The following is a 15854-nucleotide window of genomic DNA, read 5'->3' as shown; positions in this document are numbered from 1 at the left end:
TGGCCGGACGCGCGGTATGGCTCGGTCGGCGCGTGTCGGGCAGCCGCGTGCTGCACCCAAGCGTGCGCTCGCGATGCGATGCCGGTGCGCCAGCTGCACGCTGCCGCGACCAGATTTGCAGTGTCTCAGCCAATGATTGGCGTTTGATAAGGATGCGGCGGCCCGCGCCGCATCAGCGCCTGACGCCACGGCTCAGCGGCCGGTCTTGATCTCGGTCCACAGCCGCGTGTACAGGCGATCGACGTCCGGCGAGTTGATCGCGTAGGTGAACATCTTGGCGGTCACTTCCGGCGGCGGGTAGATGGTGGGGTCGTTGCGGATCGCCGCATCCACCAGCGGCGTGGCGGTGCGTACCGGGTTGGCGTAGTGAATGAAGTTGCTGTTGGCCGCGGCCACCTCCGGCTTCAACAGGTAATTGATGAAGGCGTAGGCGTTGTCAGCATGCTTGGCGTCCTTGGGGATGGCCAGCATGTCGAACCATTGCGGCGCGCCTTCTTTCGGAATGGCGTAGGCCACGTTGACGTTGTTGCCGGCCTCCTTGGCACGATCGCGCGCCTGGATGATGTCGCCCGACCACCCCACCGCCAGGCAGGTATTGCCATTGGCCAGCGAGGTGACGTACTGGCTGGAATGGAAGTTCTGCACGTACGGGCGGATGGTCTTGATCAGCGCGGCAGCCTTCTCGATCTCGGCCGGCACGCTGCTGTGCGGATCCAGGCCCAGATAATTCAGCGCGATCGGGATCATGTCCGAGGGCGTGTCCAGAATGGTGACGCCGCAGTCCTTGAGCTTGGACAGATTCTCCGGCTTGAACACCAGATCCCAGCTGTTGGCGACATCGGTACTGCCGAAGATCGCTTTGAGCTTGTCCACGTTGTAGCCGATGCCGGTGGTGCCGATCATGTACGGCACGCCATAGGCGTTGTTCGGGTCCTGCGCAGCGATGCGGCGCATGACGTCCGGATCCAGATTGACCAGATTCGGGATCTTGCTCTTGTCCAACGGCAGGAACACACCAGCCTGGATCTGCCGGCCGAAGAAGTTGAGCGTGGGCACCACCACGTCGTAATCGCTGCCACCGGCCAGCAACTTGGTTTCCACCATCTCGTCGCTGTCGAACACATCGTAGGTGACCTTGATACCGGTGCTCTTTTCGAACGCGGGGATCGTGTCTTCGGCGATGTAGTCGGAGTAGTTGTAGACGTTGAGCACCTTGGCCTGCGCATCGGCCTTGCCCGGCGCGCCACCGCCGCCACAGCCGGACAACAGGGTGATGGACAGGGTCAGGGCGAGCAGTCGCAGCGTCATGTGGGTCTCCAGGGCAGCGCGGTGGGAGCGGCCCGGCATCGCGGCCGGTCTGCGCCCAGCCTACCCACCGCGTCCGGGTTTGCACAGCGGGAGGTGCGTGGACCGGGGTTCGCGGTTTGACGCGCTGAAGCGTCGGGATTGGCGAAGGCCGGCCGCGGCGGTGGCGCTTGCTGCGCTGTGGTTGCGCTGCTCTGCGGCGGGAGGCCTGCCGCCGCGCTTACTTGCCCAACGCCTGCGCGGTGTCGTCCAACGCCGCCCAGGCCTTGTCGAACAGCTCGTCGACCTGCTCGCAGGTGATGATCAACGGCGGCGACAGCAGCATTGCATCGTAAGTGGCGCGCAGGATCAGCCCGCGCTTTAGCGCGAAGTCGCGGCACATCGCACCAACCCGTCCGCGCCCGGGGAAATATCGGCCGCGCTGGCGCTTGTCCGGCACCAGCTCCAGCGCGCCGACCAGGCCCGCGATCCGCGCCTCGCCGACCAGCCGATGCACACCCAACTCGGCCCAGCGCTGCGCCAGATACGGCGCGATCTGCGTGCGTGCTGTATCCACGATGCCTTCGTCCTGCAGCAGACGCAGATTCTCCAGCGCCACCGCCGCGCACACCGGATGCCCGGCATAGGTACCGCCATGCGCCAGCTCGCCGCCCTGCTGCTTGAGCACCCCGGCCACGCGATCGTTGAACATCGCCGCCGCCAGCGGGATGTAGCCGGAGGTGATGCCCTTGGCCAGCGTCATCACATCGGGCTGAAAGCCGAAGTAATCCGCCCCGAACCATTCCCCGGTACGCCCGAATCCGCAAATCACCTCGTCAGCCACCAGCAGCACGTCGTAGTGCCGGCAGATGCGCTGGATTTCCGGCCAATAACTGTGCGGCGGGATATAGACACCGATCGCCCCCATGATGGGTTCGCCGATGAACGCCGCCACGTTTTCCGGCCCGAGTTCGAGAATCCTGGCTTCCAGACGGCGCGCGGCAAGCAGCCCGTATTCGTCCGGCGCCATGTCCCCGCCATCGCCGAAATGATTGGGCGGCTCGATATGCACGATGCCCGGTATCGGCAACCCACCCTGCTTGTGCATGCCCTGCATGCCACCCAGGCTGGCACCGGCCATGGTGGTGCCGTGATAGCCATTGTGGCGACCGATGAAGACGTGTTTTTGCGGCTGCCCCTGCACCGCCCAGAAATGCCGCACCAGGCGCAGGATGGTGTCGTTGGCCTCCGACCCGGAATTGGCGAAGAACGCATGATTCAAATCGCCGGGCGTCAGTTCCGCGAGCTTGGCGGCCAGGTGGATGGTGGGCTCGGTGGTGCACTGGAAAAAACTGTTGTAGTACGCCAGCTGCTCCATCTGCCGCGCCGCCGCCTGCGCCAGCTCGGTGCGTCCATAACCCACATTGACGCACCACAACCCACCGAACGCATCCAGCAGCTTGTTGCCATCGGCGTCCCACACGTACACGCCCTCACCGCGCGTCAGGATGCGCGTGCCCTTGCCCGCCAACACCGCGTTGTCGTTGAACGGATGCAGATGATGCGCCGCATCGAGCTGCTGCAACGACCTGAGCACAGAAGGATCCACGACCTGCTCCACGCATGAGGAACCACGAGCATACCCACGCCCTGTTGCCGCACCGTGGACGGCATTGCAGATTGCCCTGCGAATCGCTGGCACGCCGCCAGACGGCTTGGCCGCGAGAACTAGCGCTGCCAACAACACCGCCCCCTCATCCGCCCTTCGGGCACCTTCTCCCGATGGGAGAAGGGAACGCCTTGCTGCGTGCGCGGTCTGCGCATTTCCTTCGCGGCGCCGGCCTCCTGCCAAGCACCGGCTGGCTTCCGCATGACATCGCTACACCTTGATGCGCTGACCTGTGCAGCGCTGATCTGCGCAGCGCTTTGCTTTGCTTTGCTTCGCTTCGCTTTGTTTAGCCTTGCTCCGCCTTGCCTTGCCTTGCCTTGCCTTGCCTTGCCTTGCTTTGCTTGCGCCCTTACGGGGCCCCATACCGCAGCGGCAAGGCCGGCAGATACAACCCGTAGGGCGGCGCGCATGGATGCGCGACGTTTTTGTAAGGGACATGGATGTCCCTTACAAAAATTTCTGCCGGACTTGCGCACCCGCAGCGCCTATGGCGCGGAGGGCGCGAGGACGGGGTGTGCTTTCTTTTTGGTTACTTTTTCTTTGCACAAGCAAAGAAAAAGTGACTCGCGCCCGAAGGGCGTGAAAGCCCTGCTCTGTTTTGAAGCTTTTAGAGGCACTGAAGCACACAAGCCAAGCTTCAACACCGCCTGACACCGCACCCTCATCCGCCCTTCGGGCACCTTCTCCCGGCGGGAGAAGGGAGCGCGCGGCAACACTCATCCGACCCACTCACACATTCAACAACAAAAACTCCCGCTCCCACGAACTGATCACCCGAAAGAACGTCTCATACTCCTTCCGCTTCACCGAGATATAGGCCCGCACAAACCGACGCCCCAACATCTCCTGCAACGCCTCGCATTTTTCCAACCCATCCAGCGCCTCACCCAACGAGCGCGGCAAATCGTAGCCCTGCTCCTTGCCGTTACTGCTGATCGGAGCGGTCGGCTCCAGCTTTTCGCGGATGCCCAATAACCCGCACGCCAATGTCGCCGCCATCGCCAGATATGGATTGGCATCGGAGCCGGCAAACCGGCTTTCCACCCGCATGTTTTGCGGCGCATCGATCGGCACCCGCAACCCGCAGGTGCGGTTGTCGAAGCCCCACAGCACATTGCTTGGCGACACCTCGCCGAACATCAGCCGCCGGTACGAATTGACGTTTGGCGCTAGCAGCCCCATCGCCATCGGAATGTATTTCTGCAGCCCGCCCAGATAATGCGCAAAGGTGTCGCTGAACCCGCCCTCGCGCTTGCCGCTGAACACGTTCTTGCCGGTGCCGGCATGCAACAGGCTCTGGTGGATATGCATCGCACTGCCGGGCTCGGTTTCCATCGGCTTGGCCAGAAATGTCGCATACACCCCGTGCCGCAGCGCCGCTTCGCGCATGGTGCGCTTGAACAGAAACACCTGGTCGGCGCGCGATAAGGCGTCGGCGTGGGTGAAGTTGACTTCCAGCTGCGCGGCGCCGGATTCGTGGATCAAGGTATCCACGTCCAGCTCCATCGCATCGCAATAGTCGTACATCAGATCCAGGATCGGGTCGAACTCGTTGACCGCATCGATCGAATACGACTGCCGCGCGGTTTCCGGGCGACCGGAACGCCCGGCCGGCGGCAGCAACGGGAAGTCGGGATCGGTGTTCTTCTGCACCAGAAAGAACTCCAGCTCCGGCGCCACCACCGGCTGCAATTTGACCTCGGCGTAGGCCTCCAGCACGCGACGCAGCACATTGCGCGGCGCCAGTTCGTGCGGCTGGCCGTCCTTGGTGTAGCAATCGTGGATGACCTGCGCGGTGGGGTCGGCGGCCCACGGCACCATGCGCACGGTGGACGCATCCGGGCGCAAATGCATGTCCGAGTCCGACGGCGAGGTCAGTGCGTAATAGTCGTCCGGAAAGTCGCCGGTGACCGTGGTGGCGAAGATGCCTTCGGGCAACCGCGTGCCGTAATCGTGCGAAAACTTGTCGGCCGGAATGATCTTGCCGCGCGCATTGCCGGTGATGTCCGGCACCAGGCATTCGACCTCGGTGATGTGGCGGTCCTTGAGCCAGCGGCGCAATGCGCTCTCCGGCTGCTTGGGCGTGGATTTACGCGAACGTGTGCGGATCGACATACAACCTCACTGACCGCGCTGAGCGGCGTAACGGCGACAGGCCTCGCCGAAGGACTGAAAGATGGCACGGTAGAACGGATGCTGTGTGACACGCCATTCCGGATGCCACTGCACGGCGAGTAAAAAGCCAGGTCCCGGGCCGCGAAAGGCTTCGATCAAACCATCGGGAGCGGTCGCTTCGACCAGCAGGCCGTCGGCCAGCGTGGCGATGCCCTGCCCGTGCAATGAGTTGACCCACACCTCGGCCGAGTCGCTCATGCCAGCCAGCCAGCCGCCCGGCTGCAACTGCAGCGGATGCGCGGGGCCGTATTGCACGTCCAGCGGCGCGTTACGGTCTTCGCGATGATCGGCCAGACCGGGTACCGCATGCACGCGTTGATGCAGGCGTCCACCGAGCGCGACATTGACCTCCTGCAGCCCACGACAGATCGCCAGCACCGGCAGGCCGCGCGCAAGCGCCTGCGGGATCAACCCCAGGCTGGTGGCATCGCGCGCGGCATCGTGCGGGTTGCCCTCCCAACTGGAGTCGTCGCTGTAATGATGCGGTTCGATATTGCTGACCGCCCCGGTGAGCAACACGCCGTCCAACCGATCCAGCCACACGCCGGCCTCCAGGCTGGGCTGCAGACTCGGCAGCAGCACCGGCGTGGCACCGGCCGCGTCGACGACCGCACGGATGTATTTTTCGCCGGCCGCCAGAAACGGATGCGGCCCTTGCGCGATGCGATCGGTCGGCAATCCGACCAACGGTACGACAGCCATGCAGACATCCCGATGCGGTGCGTTGAACGGCAGATGCGCTCGAACTTACCGCGCCACCGCCGCCATTGCCACCGCTGCACCGTTGCCTGATCGCAAACGATCACGCGTGCTTTGCTAGGCTGGGCGGCGACTTCGCAGGTGGTGCCCATGGCTTCCGAGAACTCCGTCGCATCGCTGCCCGCTGCCGATGCCGCCACCCTGGCGCGTATCGCCGGCTGCCACTCCGTCGACCTGTTATTGCCCGACACCAACGGTGTGTTGCGCGGCAAGCGCGTCACTGCCGATGCGCTGCACAAGGTCTACCGCGATGGCGTATGCCTGCCGATGTCGCTGATCGCCACCGACATCACCGGCAACACCGTGGAAGAAACCGGGCTTGGCTATGCCATCGGCGATGCCGACCGCATCTGCCGGCCGATCGAGGGCTCGCTGCGCCCGGTACCGTGGGCGCCGCAGCCGATGGCGCAGCTGCTGCTGGCGATGCACACGCCAGACGGCAGCCTGTTCGAGGTCGCGCCACGCGCGGTGCTGCAGCGGGTGTTGCACGGCTTTGCCGCACTCGGGCTGACCCCGGTGGTGGCGGTGGAGCTGGAGTTCTACCTGTTCGATGCAGTGCCCGATGCGCAGGGGCGCCCGCAGACCCCGCGCGACCCGGTCACCGGCATCCGCAGCGACAGCACCCAGGTGTACGCGTTGCAGGATCTGGACGATCACCGTGGCTTTACCGATGCGGTCACCGCTGCGTGCCGCCAGCAAGGCATCCCAGCCGACACCGCCGTGGCCGAGTACGCACCGGGCCAGTTCGAAATCAACCTGCAACATCGCGCCGATGCGCTGGCCGCCTGCGACGAGGCGATCCTGCTCAAACGCACCATCAAGGCCATCGCGCAGCAGCAGCGCATGCTGGCCAGCTTCATGGCCAAGCCGTTCCCCGGCCAGGCCGGCAGTGGCTTGCATCTGCATGTGAGCCTGCTCGATGCCGACGGGCACAACGTGCTGGCCGGCGAGGCCGAGATGCCCACCGACCGCCTGCGCCACACCATCGCCGGGCTGCAGCGGCATGCGGACGCATCGCTGCTGTTGTTCGCGCCGCACGCCAACAGTTACCGACGCTTCGTCAGCAATGCCTTCGTGCCGTTGGATGCCAGCTGGGGCTTCAACAACCGCACCGTGGCGCTGCGCATCCCGCACAGCGATGCCCGCAACACGCGCATCGAACATCGCATTGCCGGCGCCGATGCCAACCCGTATCTGGCCGCAGCCGCGGTGCTGGCGGCTATGCTCGACGGCCTGCAGCAGCCCGCCGAACCCACGCCGCCGATCACCGGCAATGCCTATGCGCAAGGAATCTTCCAGCCACGCACCTGGCAGGGCGCGATCGATGCGTTTGGTTCCAGCGACTTAATCGGCGCCCAGCTAGGCACGCAGTTTCAGCATGTGTTCGGGCAACAGAAACAACGCGAGCTGCTCGACTACCAGGCGCAGGTGCCGGACGTCGATTACGCCCGGTACCTGCGGACCGTGTGATGGGCAGCCCGGCCACCGCGCTGCCGCACGCCGACACCGCGGAGGGCGGCTACCCGGACAGCTGGTACACGCGCAGCGCGCCCGCACTGCCCGCGCAACCGCGCCTGCGCGGCGCAGAGCGCGCCGATGTCTGCATTCTCGGCGCCGGTTACACCGGACTGACTGCGGCGCTCGCGCTGGCCGAAGCCGGCTACCGGGTCGTCGTGCTGGAGGCCCGGCGGATCGGCTGGGGCGCATCCGGTCGCAACGGCGGCCAGGCCATCGTCGGCTACGGCTGCGAACAGGAGACGCTGGAAGCATTGGTCGGCGATAAAGATGCGCGCCTGTTGTTCGACTTCTCGCGCGACGGCATGCGCCTGCTACGCCAGCGGATCGAACGCCATGCCATTGCCTGCGACTGGCGCGATGGTCATGCCCATGTCCCGCTCAAGCCGCGCCAGGTGCGGGCGCTGCAGCACGGCATCGTGCGCATGGCGCAGCGCTACGACTACCCGCTGGAGTGGTGGGACCGCGCCCGCACCCGCCAGGTGCTCGACAGCCCACTGTATCTGGGTGCGATGTTCGACCCCGCCAGCGGCCATCTGCATCCGCTGGCCTATGCATTCGGCCTGGCGCGAGCGGCACTGGCGGCTGGCGTACGCATCTTCGAAGACTCGGCGGTGACCCGCCTGGACCCTGGCGCGCAGGTCACGATGCACACGGCCGATGGCAGCGTGACCGCAGACTTCGGCGTGATTGCCGGCAATGCCTTGCTGCACGGCATCGCCGCGCCGCTGGAGCAGCGCATCATGCCGGTCGGCACCTACGTGGGTGCCACCCCGCCGCTGGGCCAGGCGCGCGCACGCGCGCTGATCGGCAACGACATGGCGGTGGCCGACACCAATTGGGCGCTGGATTATTACCGGCTCAGCGCCGATCACCGGCTGCTGTTCGGCGGGCGCGCCAGTTATTCGTCGCGCCCGCCGCCAAGCCTGAATCGCTTGATGACGCAGCGTATGCACACGGTGTTTCCGCAGTTGCGCGAGGTACCGCTGGAGACCGTCTGGGGCGGCTACGTGGACATCTCCCGCAACCGCGCGCCGCACTGGGGCCGGCTCGCGCCGACTGTGTATTTCGCGCAGGGCTTCTCCGGCCACGGTGTGGCAGCCACCGGTCTGGCCGGACAGGTGATCGCCGAGGCCATCGCTGGCCAGAGCCAGCGGCTGGACGTGTTTGCGCGTATCCCGCACCGCCCGTTTCCCGGCGGGCAGCGGCTGCGCACCCCACTGCTGGTGGCGGCCATGAGCTGGTACCGGCTGCGCGACGCGCTGTGGTGACCGCACCCCCGGGTCCATCGCGCAAGCTGCAACGCAGCGCTCAAGTTTTGGCGAGCAGAGCCGTTAGCTGATCTGACGGTTCGATCCACACGGCCAGCCGATGTCCCCAGGTACCCTACATCGCAATAGTGAAAGCGCAGTTCTGCCGCAACGCGTGTTGCTGGTGGAAAACTCGCGCACGTTCACCAGCATGCTGCGCGCAGCCATCGAGCAACGCGTGGAACTGCCGGTCACGGTCGTTTCGACCCTGGCCGAAGCGGCGCGCGTGCTCGACGAAGAAGATGGCTGGTTCCTGGTCCTGACCGGCCTGGTGCTGGTCGACGGCGACCGCGACAAGGTCGTGGAGTTCTTCCTCTCGCGCAACCTGCCGACCGTAGTGGTCAGCGGCGTATACGATGAGGATCTGCGCCAGCGCGTGCTGCAGCAGCAGATCATCGATTACGTACTCAAGAACGCACCGGGCAGCATCGAATATCTGGCCTGGTTGGTGCAGCGCCTGGAGCGCAATCGTCGCATCGGCGCGTTAGTGGTGGACGATTCGTTGTCTGCTCGTACCTACGCCGCCGCACTGCTGTCGATGTACGGCTACCGCGTGGTGCTGGCCGCCGACGGCGCCGCCGGACTGGAAGCAATCGAACGCGACCCCGACATCCGCCTGACCATCGTCGATCAGGAAATGCCCGGCATGGAAGGCGTGGAATTCACCCGCCGGCTGCGTGCGTTGCGCTCGCGCGACAAGGTCGCGGTGATCGGCATCTCCGGCAACAGCGACTCGTCGCTGATCCCGCGCTTCTTGAAGAACGGCGCCAACGACTTCCTGCGCAAGCCCTTCTCGCGCGAAGAATTCTTCTGCCGCGTCTCGCAGAACGTGGACCAGCTGGAATTGATCGGCACGCTGCAGGATCTGGCCACACGCGATTTCCTCACCGGCCTGCCCAATCGGCGTTACTTCCTGGAACAAAGCCAGCGCGTGATCCCGCAGTTGCTGTCGCAGGACCAGACGGTGACCGCGGCCATGCTGGATATCGATCACTTCAAACACATCAACGACACCTGGGGCCACGAAGCCGGTGACCAGGCGCTCCGCGCGGTGGCCGCATCGGTCTCCGGGCATGCACGTCCGCAGGACCTGGTGGCGCGTTTCGGTGGCGAAGAATTCTGCCTGCTGGTGCCGGGGCTGGATGCAGCCAACGCCACCAGCTACTTCGAAACCCTGCGCGAACGCATCAGCGCACTACGCGTCCGCGTCGGCGACGACACGCTGAGCATGACGGTAAGCATCGGCGTGTGCATCGCGACCGAAGGCGACCAATCGCTGCATTACCTGTTGAACGAAGCCGACAAGTATCTGTACCTGGCCAAGGCCGGCGGCCGCAACCAGGTACGCTTGGCGGGCTGAACGCCGCACGCTTGCACCAACACGACGGCCGGCCAGGGCGCACCTCAAAGCGCGTCTTTCTCTAGCTCCCGTAGGAGCGCACCCGGGCGCGACGACGCGTTACAGATAGCACCTCTGCGCGCACCAGCCCGCGCCTATGCCAGGCGCGTACCCAACAGCATCTATCGACGCGATCGCCGCACCATCGTCAGCGCGAGCAAACTCAACACCGCGGCACCGCCCAGGTAGTAACCCACCGCTTGCACCCCGTAGCGCGCCGCCAGTTGCGTGGCCACATATGGCGCCGGGGCCGCACCCAGGATGCTGGCCAGATTGAACGACAGCGACGCGCCGGTATAGCGCACCTCGGTGGGATACAACTCCGCCAGCAAGGTGCCGCAAGGACCATAGGTCAGCCCCATGAAAAAGAAGCCCAGCCCAAGAAAGGCCAACACCTGCAACGGGTGATCGGCCTGGAACAACGGCGCAAACGCCAGTCCGAACGCAACGATGGCGATGCTGGCCAGCATCATCGCCAACGGTGCGCCATGCCGATCGCCGAACTTGGCCGATAACGGAATGCCCAGCGCAAAGAACACGATGCCGGCCATCTGCAGCAGCAGGAATTGTTCCTTGTCGTAGCCCAGCGTCTTGGTGCCATAGCCCAATGCGAACACGGTCATCAGATAGAACAACACGAAGGTGGCAAACGCACCCAGCGTACCGATGATCAACGCCGGCCAATGCTGCGAGATCACGGTGCCCAGCGGCAGCCGTACCCGCGTCTGACGATCCAGGGTCTTTTGAAAATCCGGTGTTTCGGTAATGCTCAGGCGTACCCACAGCCCGGTCAGCACCAACAAGGCGCTGGCCAGAAACGGCACCCGCCAGCCCCACTGCATGAAGGCCGCATCGTCCAGCAATGCGCCCATGCCAAGGAAGGTGCCGGTGGACAGCAAAAAGCCCAGCGGCGCACCCAGCTGCGGAAACATGCCGTACCACACGCGCTTGCCCGGCGGTGCGTTCTCGGTGGCCAACAGCACGGCGCCGCCCCACTCGCCGCCCAGGCCCAGCCCTTGACCGAACCGGCACAGCGCCAGCAGCAACGGGGCCCACACTCCGATCTGCGCATAGCCGGGCAATAGACCAATGGCGACCGTGGATAAGCCCATCGTCAGCAACGCCGCCACCAGCGTGGCCTTGCGGCCGACCCGATCGCCGAAGTGGCCGAAGACCGCCGAGCCCACCGGTCGCGCGATGAAAGCCACCGCAAAGGTCGCCAACGACTGCAGCATCGCTGCACTGCCATCGCCGGCCGGAAAGAACAAGGTCGGGAACACCAGCACCGCAGCGGTGGCATAGATGTAGAAATCGAAGAACTCGATGGTGGTGCCGATCAGGCTGGCAAACAGCACGCGCGCAGGCGAATTGACGGGCGTGGCGAGTGGCACGGCGGCAGTCATCGTGAGTCGCTGTCCAAAAGGAGATAGCGCATTCTCGCAGACTGCGCCTTTCCTTGCCGCGGGCTTGCTGCAGTTGCGGTGGTGAGAGGTCCACTTTCCCTCACCGCATGCGTTCGATCGTCACGCGGATCAGAAACGCTCTCGAATGGACACAAATGTTCGGAAAAACGCATTCATGGCAGAACCGTATCGAACTAGCATATGAGTCGATTCAATCGATTCAGCCATTTCATATTTCAACGGCGAAAGGCTCAGCTCCATCCAGCCGGCGCCGCCTCACCCTGAACTTTTTTAAATTCTGGAAAAACACGCCATGCAAAAATCACTGAAAAAGCGTCCATCGGCGACCGTACCACTGGCGGCCATCCTCGGTCTTTTCTGCCTTTTTGGCGCATCCGCCGCACAGGCTGAACGCCACTACATCTCGATTGAAGCGGCGCATGAAAACTGGAAGGTCACTGCGCAGCTGAAAGCACCTGATGGAAAAACACTATACACATGGAACGCAGGCCGTAAAGGAAGCCAGCAAGTTCATTGGAATTTCAATTATGGCGGCGATAATGCATCCTTGGATCTGACGATTACCACTCAGGATGGAAGGAATCATACATTCGCACTGCACACTGCGAACCAGGATCTGTGCATCGAATTTGTCGGCCACCCAGCCTTCCCTTTCAGCAAGTCTTGCGATTGATTCCCGCTTCCCGGACGTGGGTAGGCGAATGGATGTGAAGTGGCTGCTAGCGTGCTGAGAAATCTGCCCGCAAGCCGCCCCGCTGGTCCAGTCCGCGCCTCTTCTCCCACTTGATGGAGTAAACGGTGCGAAACGAGTGTCTCTGCACCGCTGAAACGATTCCAATCTCAACGCAATCGAACAACGTGCCCTAATCGGAGTCCGCCAACGATTGGCGCTGTCTGCATTCCCTATCACCAGCCGGCGTCAATGCCGCGAACTGCCGCTCACCGCGTTCGTCGACCCGTATCCAACCCGGGCCTGGCTGGCCATCCAGGTTGGCACTGCCCAGCCACGCGAGCGTGCGCAACAACACGCTCATGCGCACGCCCAGCTGCTTGCACAGCCGCGACAGCGACACGCCCTCGGGCGTGTCGGCCAGCGCCTGCAGCAGCTGCGCGGTGAGCTGCGGATCAGCGGACAAGCACCGCTCCGATATCGCGCGGCGCCGCGTCGGCGGTTTCGGCGCGATGCGGCAGCACGATCACCGGAATCGACTTGGAGGTCGGCGTACGTGCTTCGTCGGCAAAACTCGACAGCGGCACCAGCGCATTGGTTTCCGGGTAATACGCGGCCAGACAGCCGCGCGGAATGTTGTAGTCCACCAGCAAGAAGCGCCGCGCCTCGCGATGCACGCCGTCTTCGCACAGGCTTTCCAGATCCACCCAATCGCCGGCCTTCATGTTCAACGCGGCGATATCGGCGCCGTTGATGAACAGCACGCGGCGCTCGCCGAACACGCCGCGGTAGCGATCGTCCAGCCCGTAAATAGTGGTGTTGTACTGATCGTGCGAGCGCGTGGTGGCGAGCGTAAACACCATCTGATCGCCCCGCGAACGACGCGCGCGATGGATCGGGTTGTCGGTGGGCACCGCGTGCGCTTTGAACACCGCACGCTGCTCGGGCGTGACCCAGTTACGGTCGCGCGCGGTGTTGGACAGGCGGAAGCCGCCCGGCGTGCGCACGCGCTGATTGAAGTCGGCAAAGTCCGGGAACACCTGCGCGATCAGCTCGCGCACGCGGTCGTAATCGCCCACCAGCCAGCGCCAGCGGATCGCGCTGCGCGCGCCCAACGTGGCTTCGGCCATGCGCGCCACGATCGCCGGCTCGGACAGCAGATCCGGCGAGGCCGGCGGATTGATGCCGGCCGACAGGTGCACCATGCTCATCGAATCCTCCACCGTCACGCCTTGCGAGCCGGCGTCCTGGATATCGATTTCGGTACGCCCCAGGCACGGCAGGATCAACGCATCGCGCCCATGCACCAGGTGGCTGCGATTGAGCTTGGTGGTGACATGCACGGTGAGTTCGCAGTTGCGCAGCGCGCGGTGCGTGGCATCGGTATCCGGCGTGGCGGCGGCAAAATTGCCGCCCATCGCGAAGAACACCTTGCCGCGCCCATCCAGCATCGCCTCGATCGCACCCACGGTGTCGAAGCCGTCTTCGCGCGGCGGCGCAAACCCGAACACCGACTGCAGCTTGTCCAGAAACGCAGCCGGCGGTTTTTCGTAGATCATCATCGTGCGGTCGCCCTGCACGTTGCTATGCCCGCGCACCGGGCACACGCCTGCGCCGGGGCGGCCCAGGTGGCCGCGCAGTAGCAGCAGGTTGGTGATCATGTGGATGGTGGCCACCGAGTGCTTGTGCTGGGTAATGCCCATGCCCCAGCACGCGATGACGCGCTCGGCCTTCAGATAGATCTCGCCGGCCTTGCGCAACTGCGCTTCGTCCAGGCCGGATTCTTCGACGATGGTGTCCCAGGCTTCCGCATGCACATCGGCAGCGAATGCGTCGAAATTAGCGGTGTGCTCGGCAATGAACTCCAGATCCAGCAAGCGCGGCGTGCCATCGCGCTGGGCCTGCGCATCGCGCTCCAGCACATGCTTGATGATGCCCTTCAACGCCGCCAGGTCGCCGCCGATCTTGAGCTGGAAATAATCCGAGGCGATGCGCGTGGAACCGTTGTGCAGCATCTCCAGCTTGTCTTGCGGGTCGGCGAATTTTTCCAGCCCGCGCTCGCGCAGCGGATTGAACGCGGCAATCGCCGCGCCGCGCTTGGAGGCCTGACGCAACTCGCCCAGCATGCGCGGGTGATTGGTGCCCGGGTTCTGGCCGAAGATGAAGATCGCATCGGCCAGCTCGAAATCGTGCAACGACACCGTGCCCTTGCCCACCCCGATCTGCGAACGCAGCGCGGTGCCCGATGGCTCGTGGCACATGTTGGAGCAGTCCGGGAAGTTATTGGTGCCGAACTCGCGCACGAACAACTGATACAAAAACGCCGCTTCGTTGCTGGTGCGCCCTGAGGTATAGAAGATCGCCTCATCCGGAGTCGCCAGGCCATTGAGATGGCCAGCGATCTGCGCAAACGCATCGTCCCAGCTCACCGGCACATAGTGGTCGGTGGCGGCGTCGTAGCGCATCGGGTGGGTCAACCGGCCCTGCCCTTCCAGCCAGTAGTCGCTGTACTGCGATAACAGGCTGACGCTGTGCGAGGCGAACAATTCCAGCCCGGCGCGGCGCGCGGTGGATTCGGCGGCCACGGCCTTGGCGCCGTTTTCGCAGAATTCGAAGGTGGAGGTATGGTCGCGATCCGGCCAGGCGCAGCCCGGACAATCGAAGCCGTCCGGCTGGTTGGCATGCAGCAGCGTCTTGGCGCCCTGCACTGCGATGTCCTGTTCCATCAGGTGCTTGGCCACCGAGCGCAATGCGCCCCAGCCGCCCGCGGGATTGTCGTACTGCTTGATGGTTTTCTTGCTCATGCGGGCTCTCCCACGGCAACGCCCAGATCCAGGCGTTGTGGATGGCTGTAAACAACACAATCGTGATTGCGGGCAAACCCGATCAGGGTCAGTCCCGCGCTGTCGGCCAGGCTGATCGCCAGCGCGGTAGGTGCCGAAATCGCTGCCAGCAGCGGAATTCGGGCCTGCGCGGCTTTCATGGCCATTTCATAACTGGCGCGGCTGGTGACCACCGCAAACCCTTGCGATGCATCGATGCGCGCGCGCGCCAATGCACCGATCAATTTGTCCAACGCGTTATGGCGCCCGACGTCTTCGCGCACCAGCTGCACCACGCCGTTCGCATCGGCCCAACCGGCGGCGTGCACCGCGCCGGTCTGCGCGGCGATCGGCTGCTGCGCATGCAACGCATCCAGCGCACGCGCCAACGCATCGGCGTCGATCTGCAGCGTCGACTGCACGCGCGGCGGCACACGCAGCACCGCCTCGATCGATTCATTGCCGCACACGCCGCAACCGCTGCGTCCATCCAGATTGCGCCGCCGCTGGTCCAACGCGGCCGCGCGCTCGGGCGGGATCTCGATCTGCAGCGAAGCGCCTTCCAGAAAGGTCTCCACCGCGACCACGCGCAAGTCCTGCGCGTGATCGACGATGCCTTCGCTCAGCGAGAACCCGAGCGCGAAATCCTCCAGGTCCTCCGGCGTCGCCATCATCACCGCGAACGGCACCTGGTTGTAGATCAAGGCAACCGGCATTTCGGCCGCCACCATGTCCTGCACCGTGGCACCGCGACCGCCGCGATGGCGGACAACCGTGCGCACCACACTACCGGGGCGCACTGTGCGGGAAGACGGACTGGTCATTTC

At 64.5% G+C, this 15854-nt stretch carries 13 protein-coding genes; 5 read left to right on the top strand and 8 right to left on the bottom strand.

Going from position 1 to position 15854, the window contains the following annotated elements; translation table 11 throughout:
* Positions 1–192: 192 nt before the first annotated feature.
* The gene (locus ABQZ00_RS07375) at positions 193–1308 is read right to left on the bottom strand and encodes a polyamine ABC transporter substrate-binding protein (RefSeq protein WP_055851825.1); all 1116 of its coding nucleotides are present in this window, start codon (positions 1306–1308) and stop codon (positions 193–195) included.
* Between the two features lie 217 nt (positions 1309–1525).
* Positions 1526–2893: an aspartate aminotransferase family protein gene (locus tag ABQZ00_RS07370; RefSeq protein WP_323537207.1), complete on the bottom strand. Its 1368-nt coding sequence runs from the start codon at positions 2891–2893 to the stop codon at positions 1526–1528.
* Positions 2894–3361: 468 nt separating this feature from the next.
* Here ABQZ00_RS07370 and ABQZ00_RS07365 point away from each other — a divergent pair, with 468 nt between their 5' ends.
* Complete coding sequence (locus ABQZ00_RS07365) at positions 3362–3604, top strand: hypothetical protein (protein ID WP_323537208.1); 243 nt, start codon at positions 3362–3364, stop codon at positions 3602–3604.
* 78 nt (positions 3605–3682) lie between these two features.
* Here the strand turns inward: ABQZ00_RS07365 and ABQZ00_RS07360 are convergent, their stop codons facing one another.
* Together ABQZ00_RS07360 and ABQZ00_RS07355 are read right to left on the bottom strand one after the other, a co-directional pair.
* A complete protein-coding gene (locus tag ABQZ00_RS07360; RefSeq protein ID WP_055851821.1) occupies positions 3683–5068 on the bottom strand; it encodes a glutamine synthetase family protein in 1386 nt (461 codons plus the stop codon).
* 6 nt (positions 5069–5074) lie between these two features.
* A complete protein-coding gene (locus ABQZ00_RS07355; protein WP_323537209.1) occupies positions 5075–5830 on the bottom strand; it encodes a gamma-glutamyl-gamma-aminobutyrate hydrolase family protein in 756 nt (251 codons plus the stop codon).
* A gap of 147 nt (positions 5831–5977) precedes the next feature.
* Between ABQZ00_RS07355 and ABQZ00_RS07350 the strand changes: the two genes are divergently transcribed.
* From ABQZ00_RS07350 to ABQZ00_RS07340, 3 genes are all read left to right on the top strand, one after another.
* Positions 5978–7357 (top strand): glutamine synthetase family protein, encoded by a 1380-nt coding sequence (locus ABQZ00_RS07350; RefSeq protein WP_323537210.1) that lies wholly within the window; start codon positions 5978–5980, stop codon positions 7355–7357.
* Complete coding sequence (locus ABQZ00_RS07345; RefSeq protein WP_323537211.1) at positions 7357–8673, top strand: NAD(P)/FAD-dependent oxidoreductase; 1317 nt, start codon at positions 7357–7359, stop codon at positions 8671–8673. Before ABQZ00_RS07350 ends, ABQZ00_RS07345 begins: the two co-directional genes overlap by 1 nt.
* Positions 8674–8773: 100 nt before the next feature.
* Positions 8774–10072, top strand: a complete 1299-nt coding sequence (locus ABQZ00_RS07340; RefSeq protein WP_055851809.1) for a diguanylate cyclase — start codon at positions 8774–8776, stop codon at positions 10070–10072.
* 161 nt (positions 10073–10233) lie between these two features.
* Here ABQZ00_RS07340 and ABQZ00_RS07335 read toward each other — a convergent pair whose 3' ends face one another.
* Positions 10234–11514, bottom strand: coding sequence for an MFS transporter (locus ABQZ00_RS07335; protein ID WP_323537212.1), 1281 nt, complete (start codon positions 11512–11514; stop codon positions 10234–10236).
* Positions 11515–11827: 313 nt separating this feature from the next.
* Between ABQZ00_RS07335 and ABQZ00_RS07330 the strand changes: the two genes are divergently transcribed.
* Positions 11828–12208 carry a hypothetical protein gene (locus ABQZ00_RS07330; protein ID WP_323537213.1) on the top strand — a complete coding sequence of 127 codons (381 nt, stop codon included), beginning with the start codon at positions 11828–11830 and terminating at the stop codon, positions 12206–12208.
* Positions 12209–12398: 190 nt separating this feature from the next.
* Here ABQZ00_RS07330 and ABQZ00_RS07325 read toward each other — a convergent pair whose 3' ends face one another.
* The 3 genes from ABQZ00_RS07325 to fdhD are packed head-to-tail and all read right to left on the bottom strand — an operon-like array spanning position 12399 to position 15851.
* The gene (locus ABQZ00_RS07325; protein ID WP_161961637.1) at positions 12399–12671 is read right to left on the bottom strand and encodes a hypothetical protein; all 273 of its coding nucleotides are present in this window, start codon (positions 12669–12671) and stop codon (positions 12399–12401) included.
* A complete protein-coding gene (locus ABQZ00_RS07320; protein ID WP_323537214.1) occupies positions 12661–15009 on the bottom strand; it encodes an FdhF/YdeP family oxidoreductase in 2349 nt (782 codons plus the stop codon). The genes ABQZ00_RS07325 and ABQZ00_RS07320 overlap by 11 nt, the downstream gene beginning before the upstream one ends.
* Positions 15006–15851, bottom strand: a complete 846-nt coding sequence (fdhD, locus tag ABQZ00_RS07315; RefSeq protein ID WP_055851798.1) for a formate dehydrogenase accessory sulfurtransferase FdhD — start codon at positions 15849–15851, stop codon at positions 15006–15008. Before fdhD ends, ABQZ00_RS07320 begins: the two co-directional genes overlap by 4 nt.
* Positions 15852–15854 lie beyond the last annotated feature (3 nt).

Origin of the sequence: Xanthomonas sp. WHRI 10204 (genome assembly GCF_040202875.1) — a bacterium.
In the GTDB taxonomy this organism is placed as follows: Bacteria; Pseudomonadota; Gammaproteobacteria; order Xanthomonadales; family Xanthomonadaceae; genus Xanthomonas.
This window is presented reverse-complemented; position numbering and strand designations above follow the sequence as displayed.

Bases quoted from the DNA above. Each gene is read 5' to 3' on its own strand.
- ABQZ00_RS07375 (WP_055851825.1), bottom strand. From the start codon at position 1,308: ATGACGCTGCGACTGCTCGCCCTGACCCTGTCCATCACCCTGTTGTCC.
- ABQZ00_RS07365 (WP_323537208.1), top strand. From the start codon at position 3,362: ATGGATGCGCGACGTTTTTGTAAGGGACATGGATGTCCCTTACAAAAA.
- ABQZ00_RS07360 (WP_055851821.1), bottom strand. From the start codon at position 5,068: ATGTCGATCCGCACACGTTCGCGTAAATCCACGCCCAAGCAGCCGGAG.
- ABQZ00_RS07355 (WP_323537209.1), bottom strand. From the start codon at position 5,830: ATGGCTGTCGTACCGTTGGTCGGATTGCCGACCGATCGCATCGCGCAA.
- ABQZ00_RS07350 (WP_323537210.1), top strand. From the start codon at position 5,978: ATGGCTTCCGAGAACTCCGTCGCATCGCTGCCCGCTGCCGATGCCGCC.
- ABQZ00_RS07345 (WP_323537211.1), top strand. From the start codon at position 7,357: ATGGGCAGCCCGGCCACCGCGCTGCCGCACGCCGACACCGCGGAGGGC.
- ABQZ00_RS07340 (WP_055851809.1), top strand. From the start codon at position 8,774: ATGTCCCCAGGTACCCTACATCGCAATAGTGAAAGCGCAGTTCTGCCG.
- ABQZ00_RS07335 (WP_323537212.1), bottom strand. From the start codon at position 11,514: ATGACTGCCGCCGTGCCACTCGCCACGCCCGTCAATTCGCCTGCGCGC.
- ABQZ00_RS07330 (WP_323537213.1), top strand. From the start codon at position 11,828: ATGCAAAAATCACTGAAAAAGCGTCCATCGGCGACCGTACCACTGGCG.
- ABQZ00_RS07320 (WP_323537214.1), bottom strand. From the start codon at position 15,009: ATGAGCAAGAAAACCATCAAGCAGTACGACAATCCCGCGGGCGGCTGG.
- fdhD (WP_055851798.1), bottom strand. From the start codon at position 15,851: ATGACCAGTCCGTCTTCCCGCACAGTGCGCCCCGGTAGTGTGGTGCGC.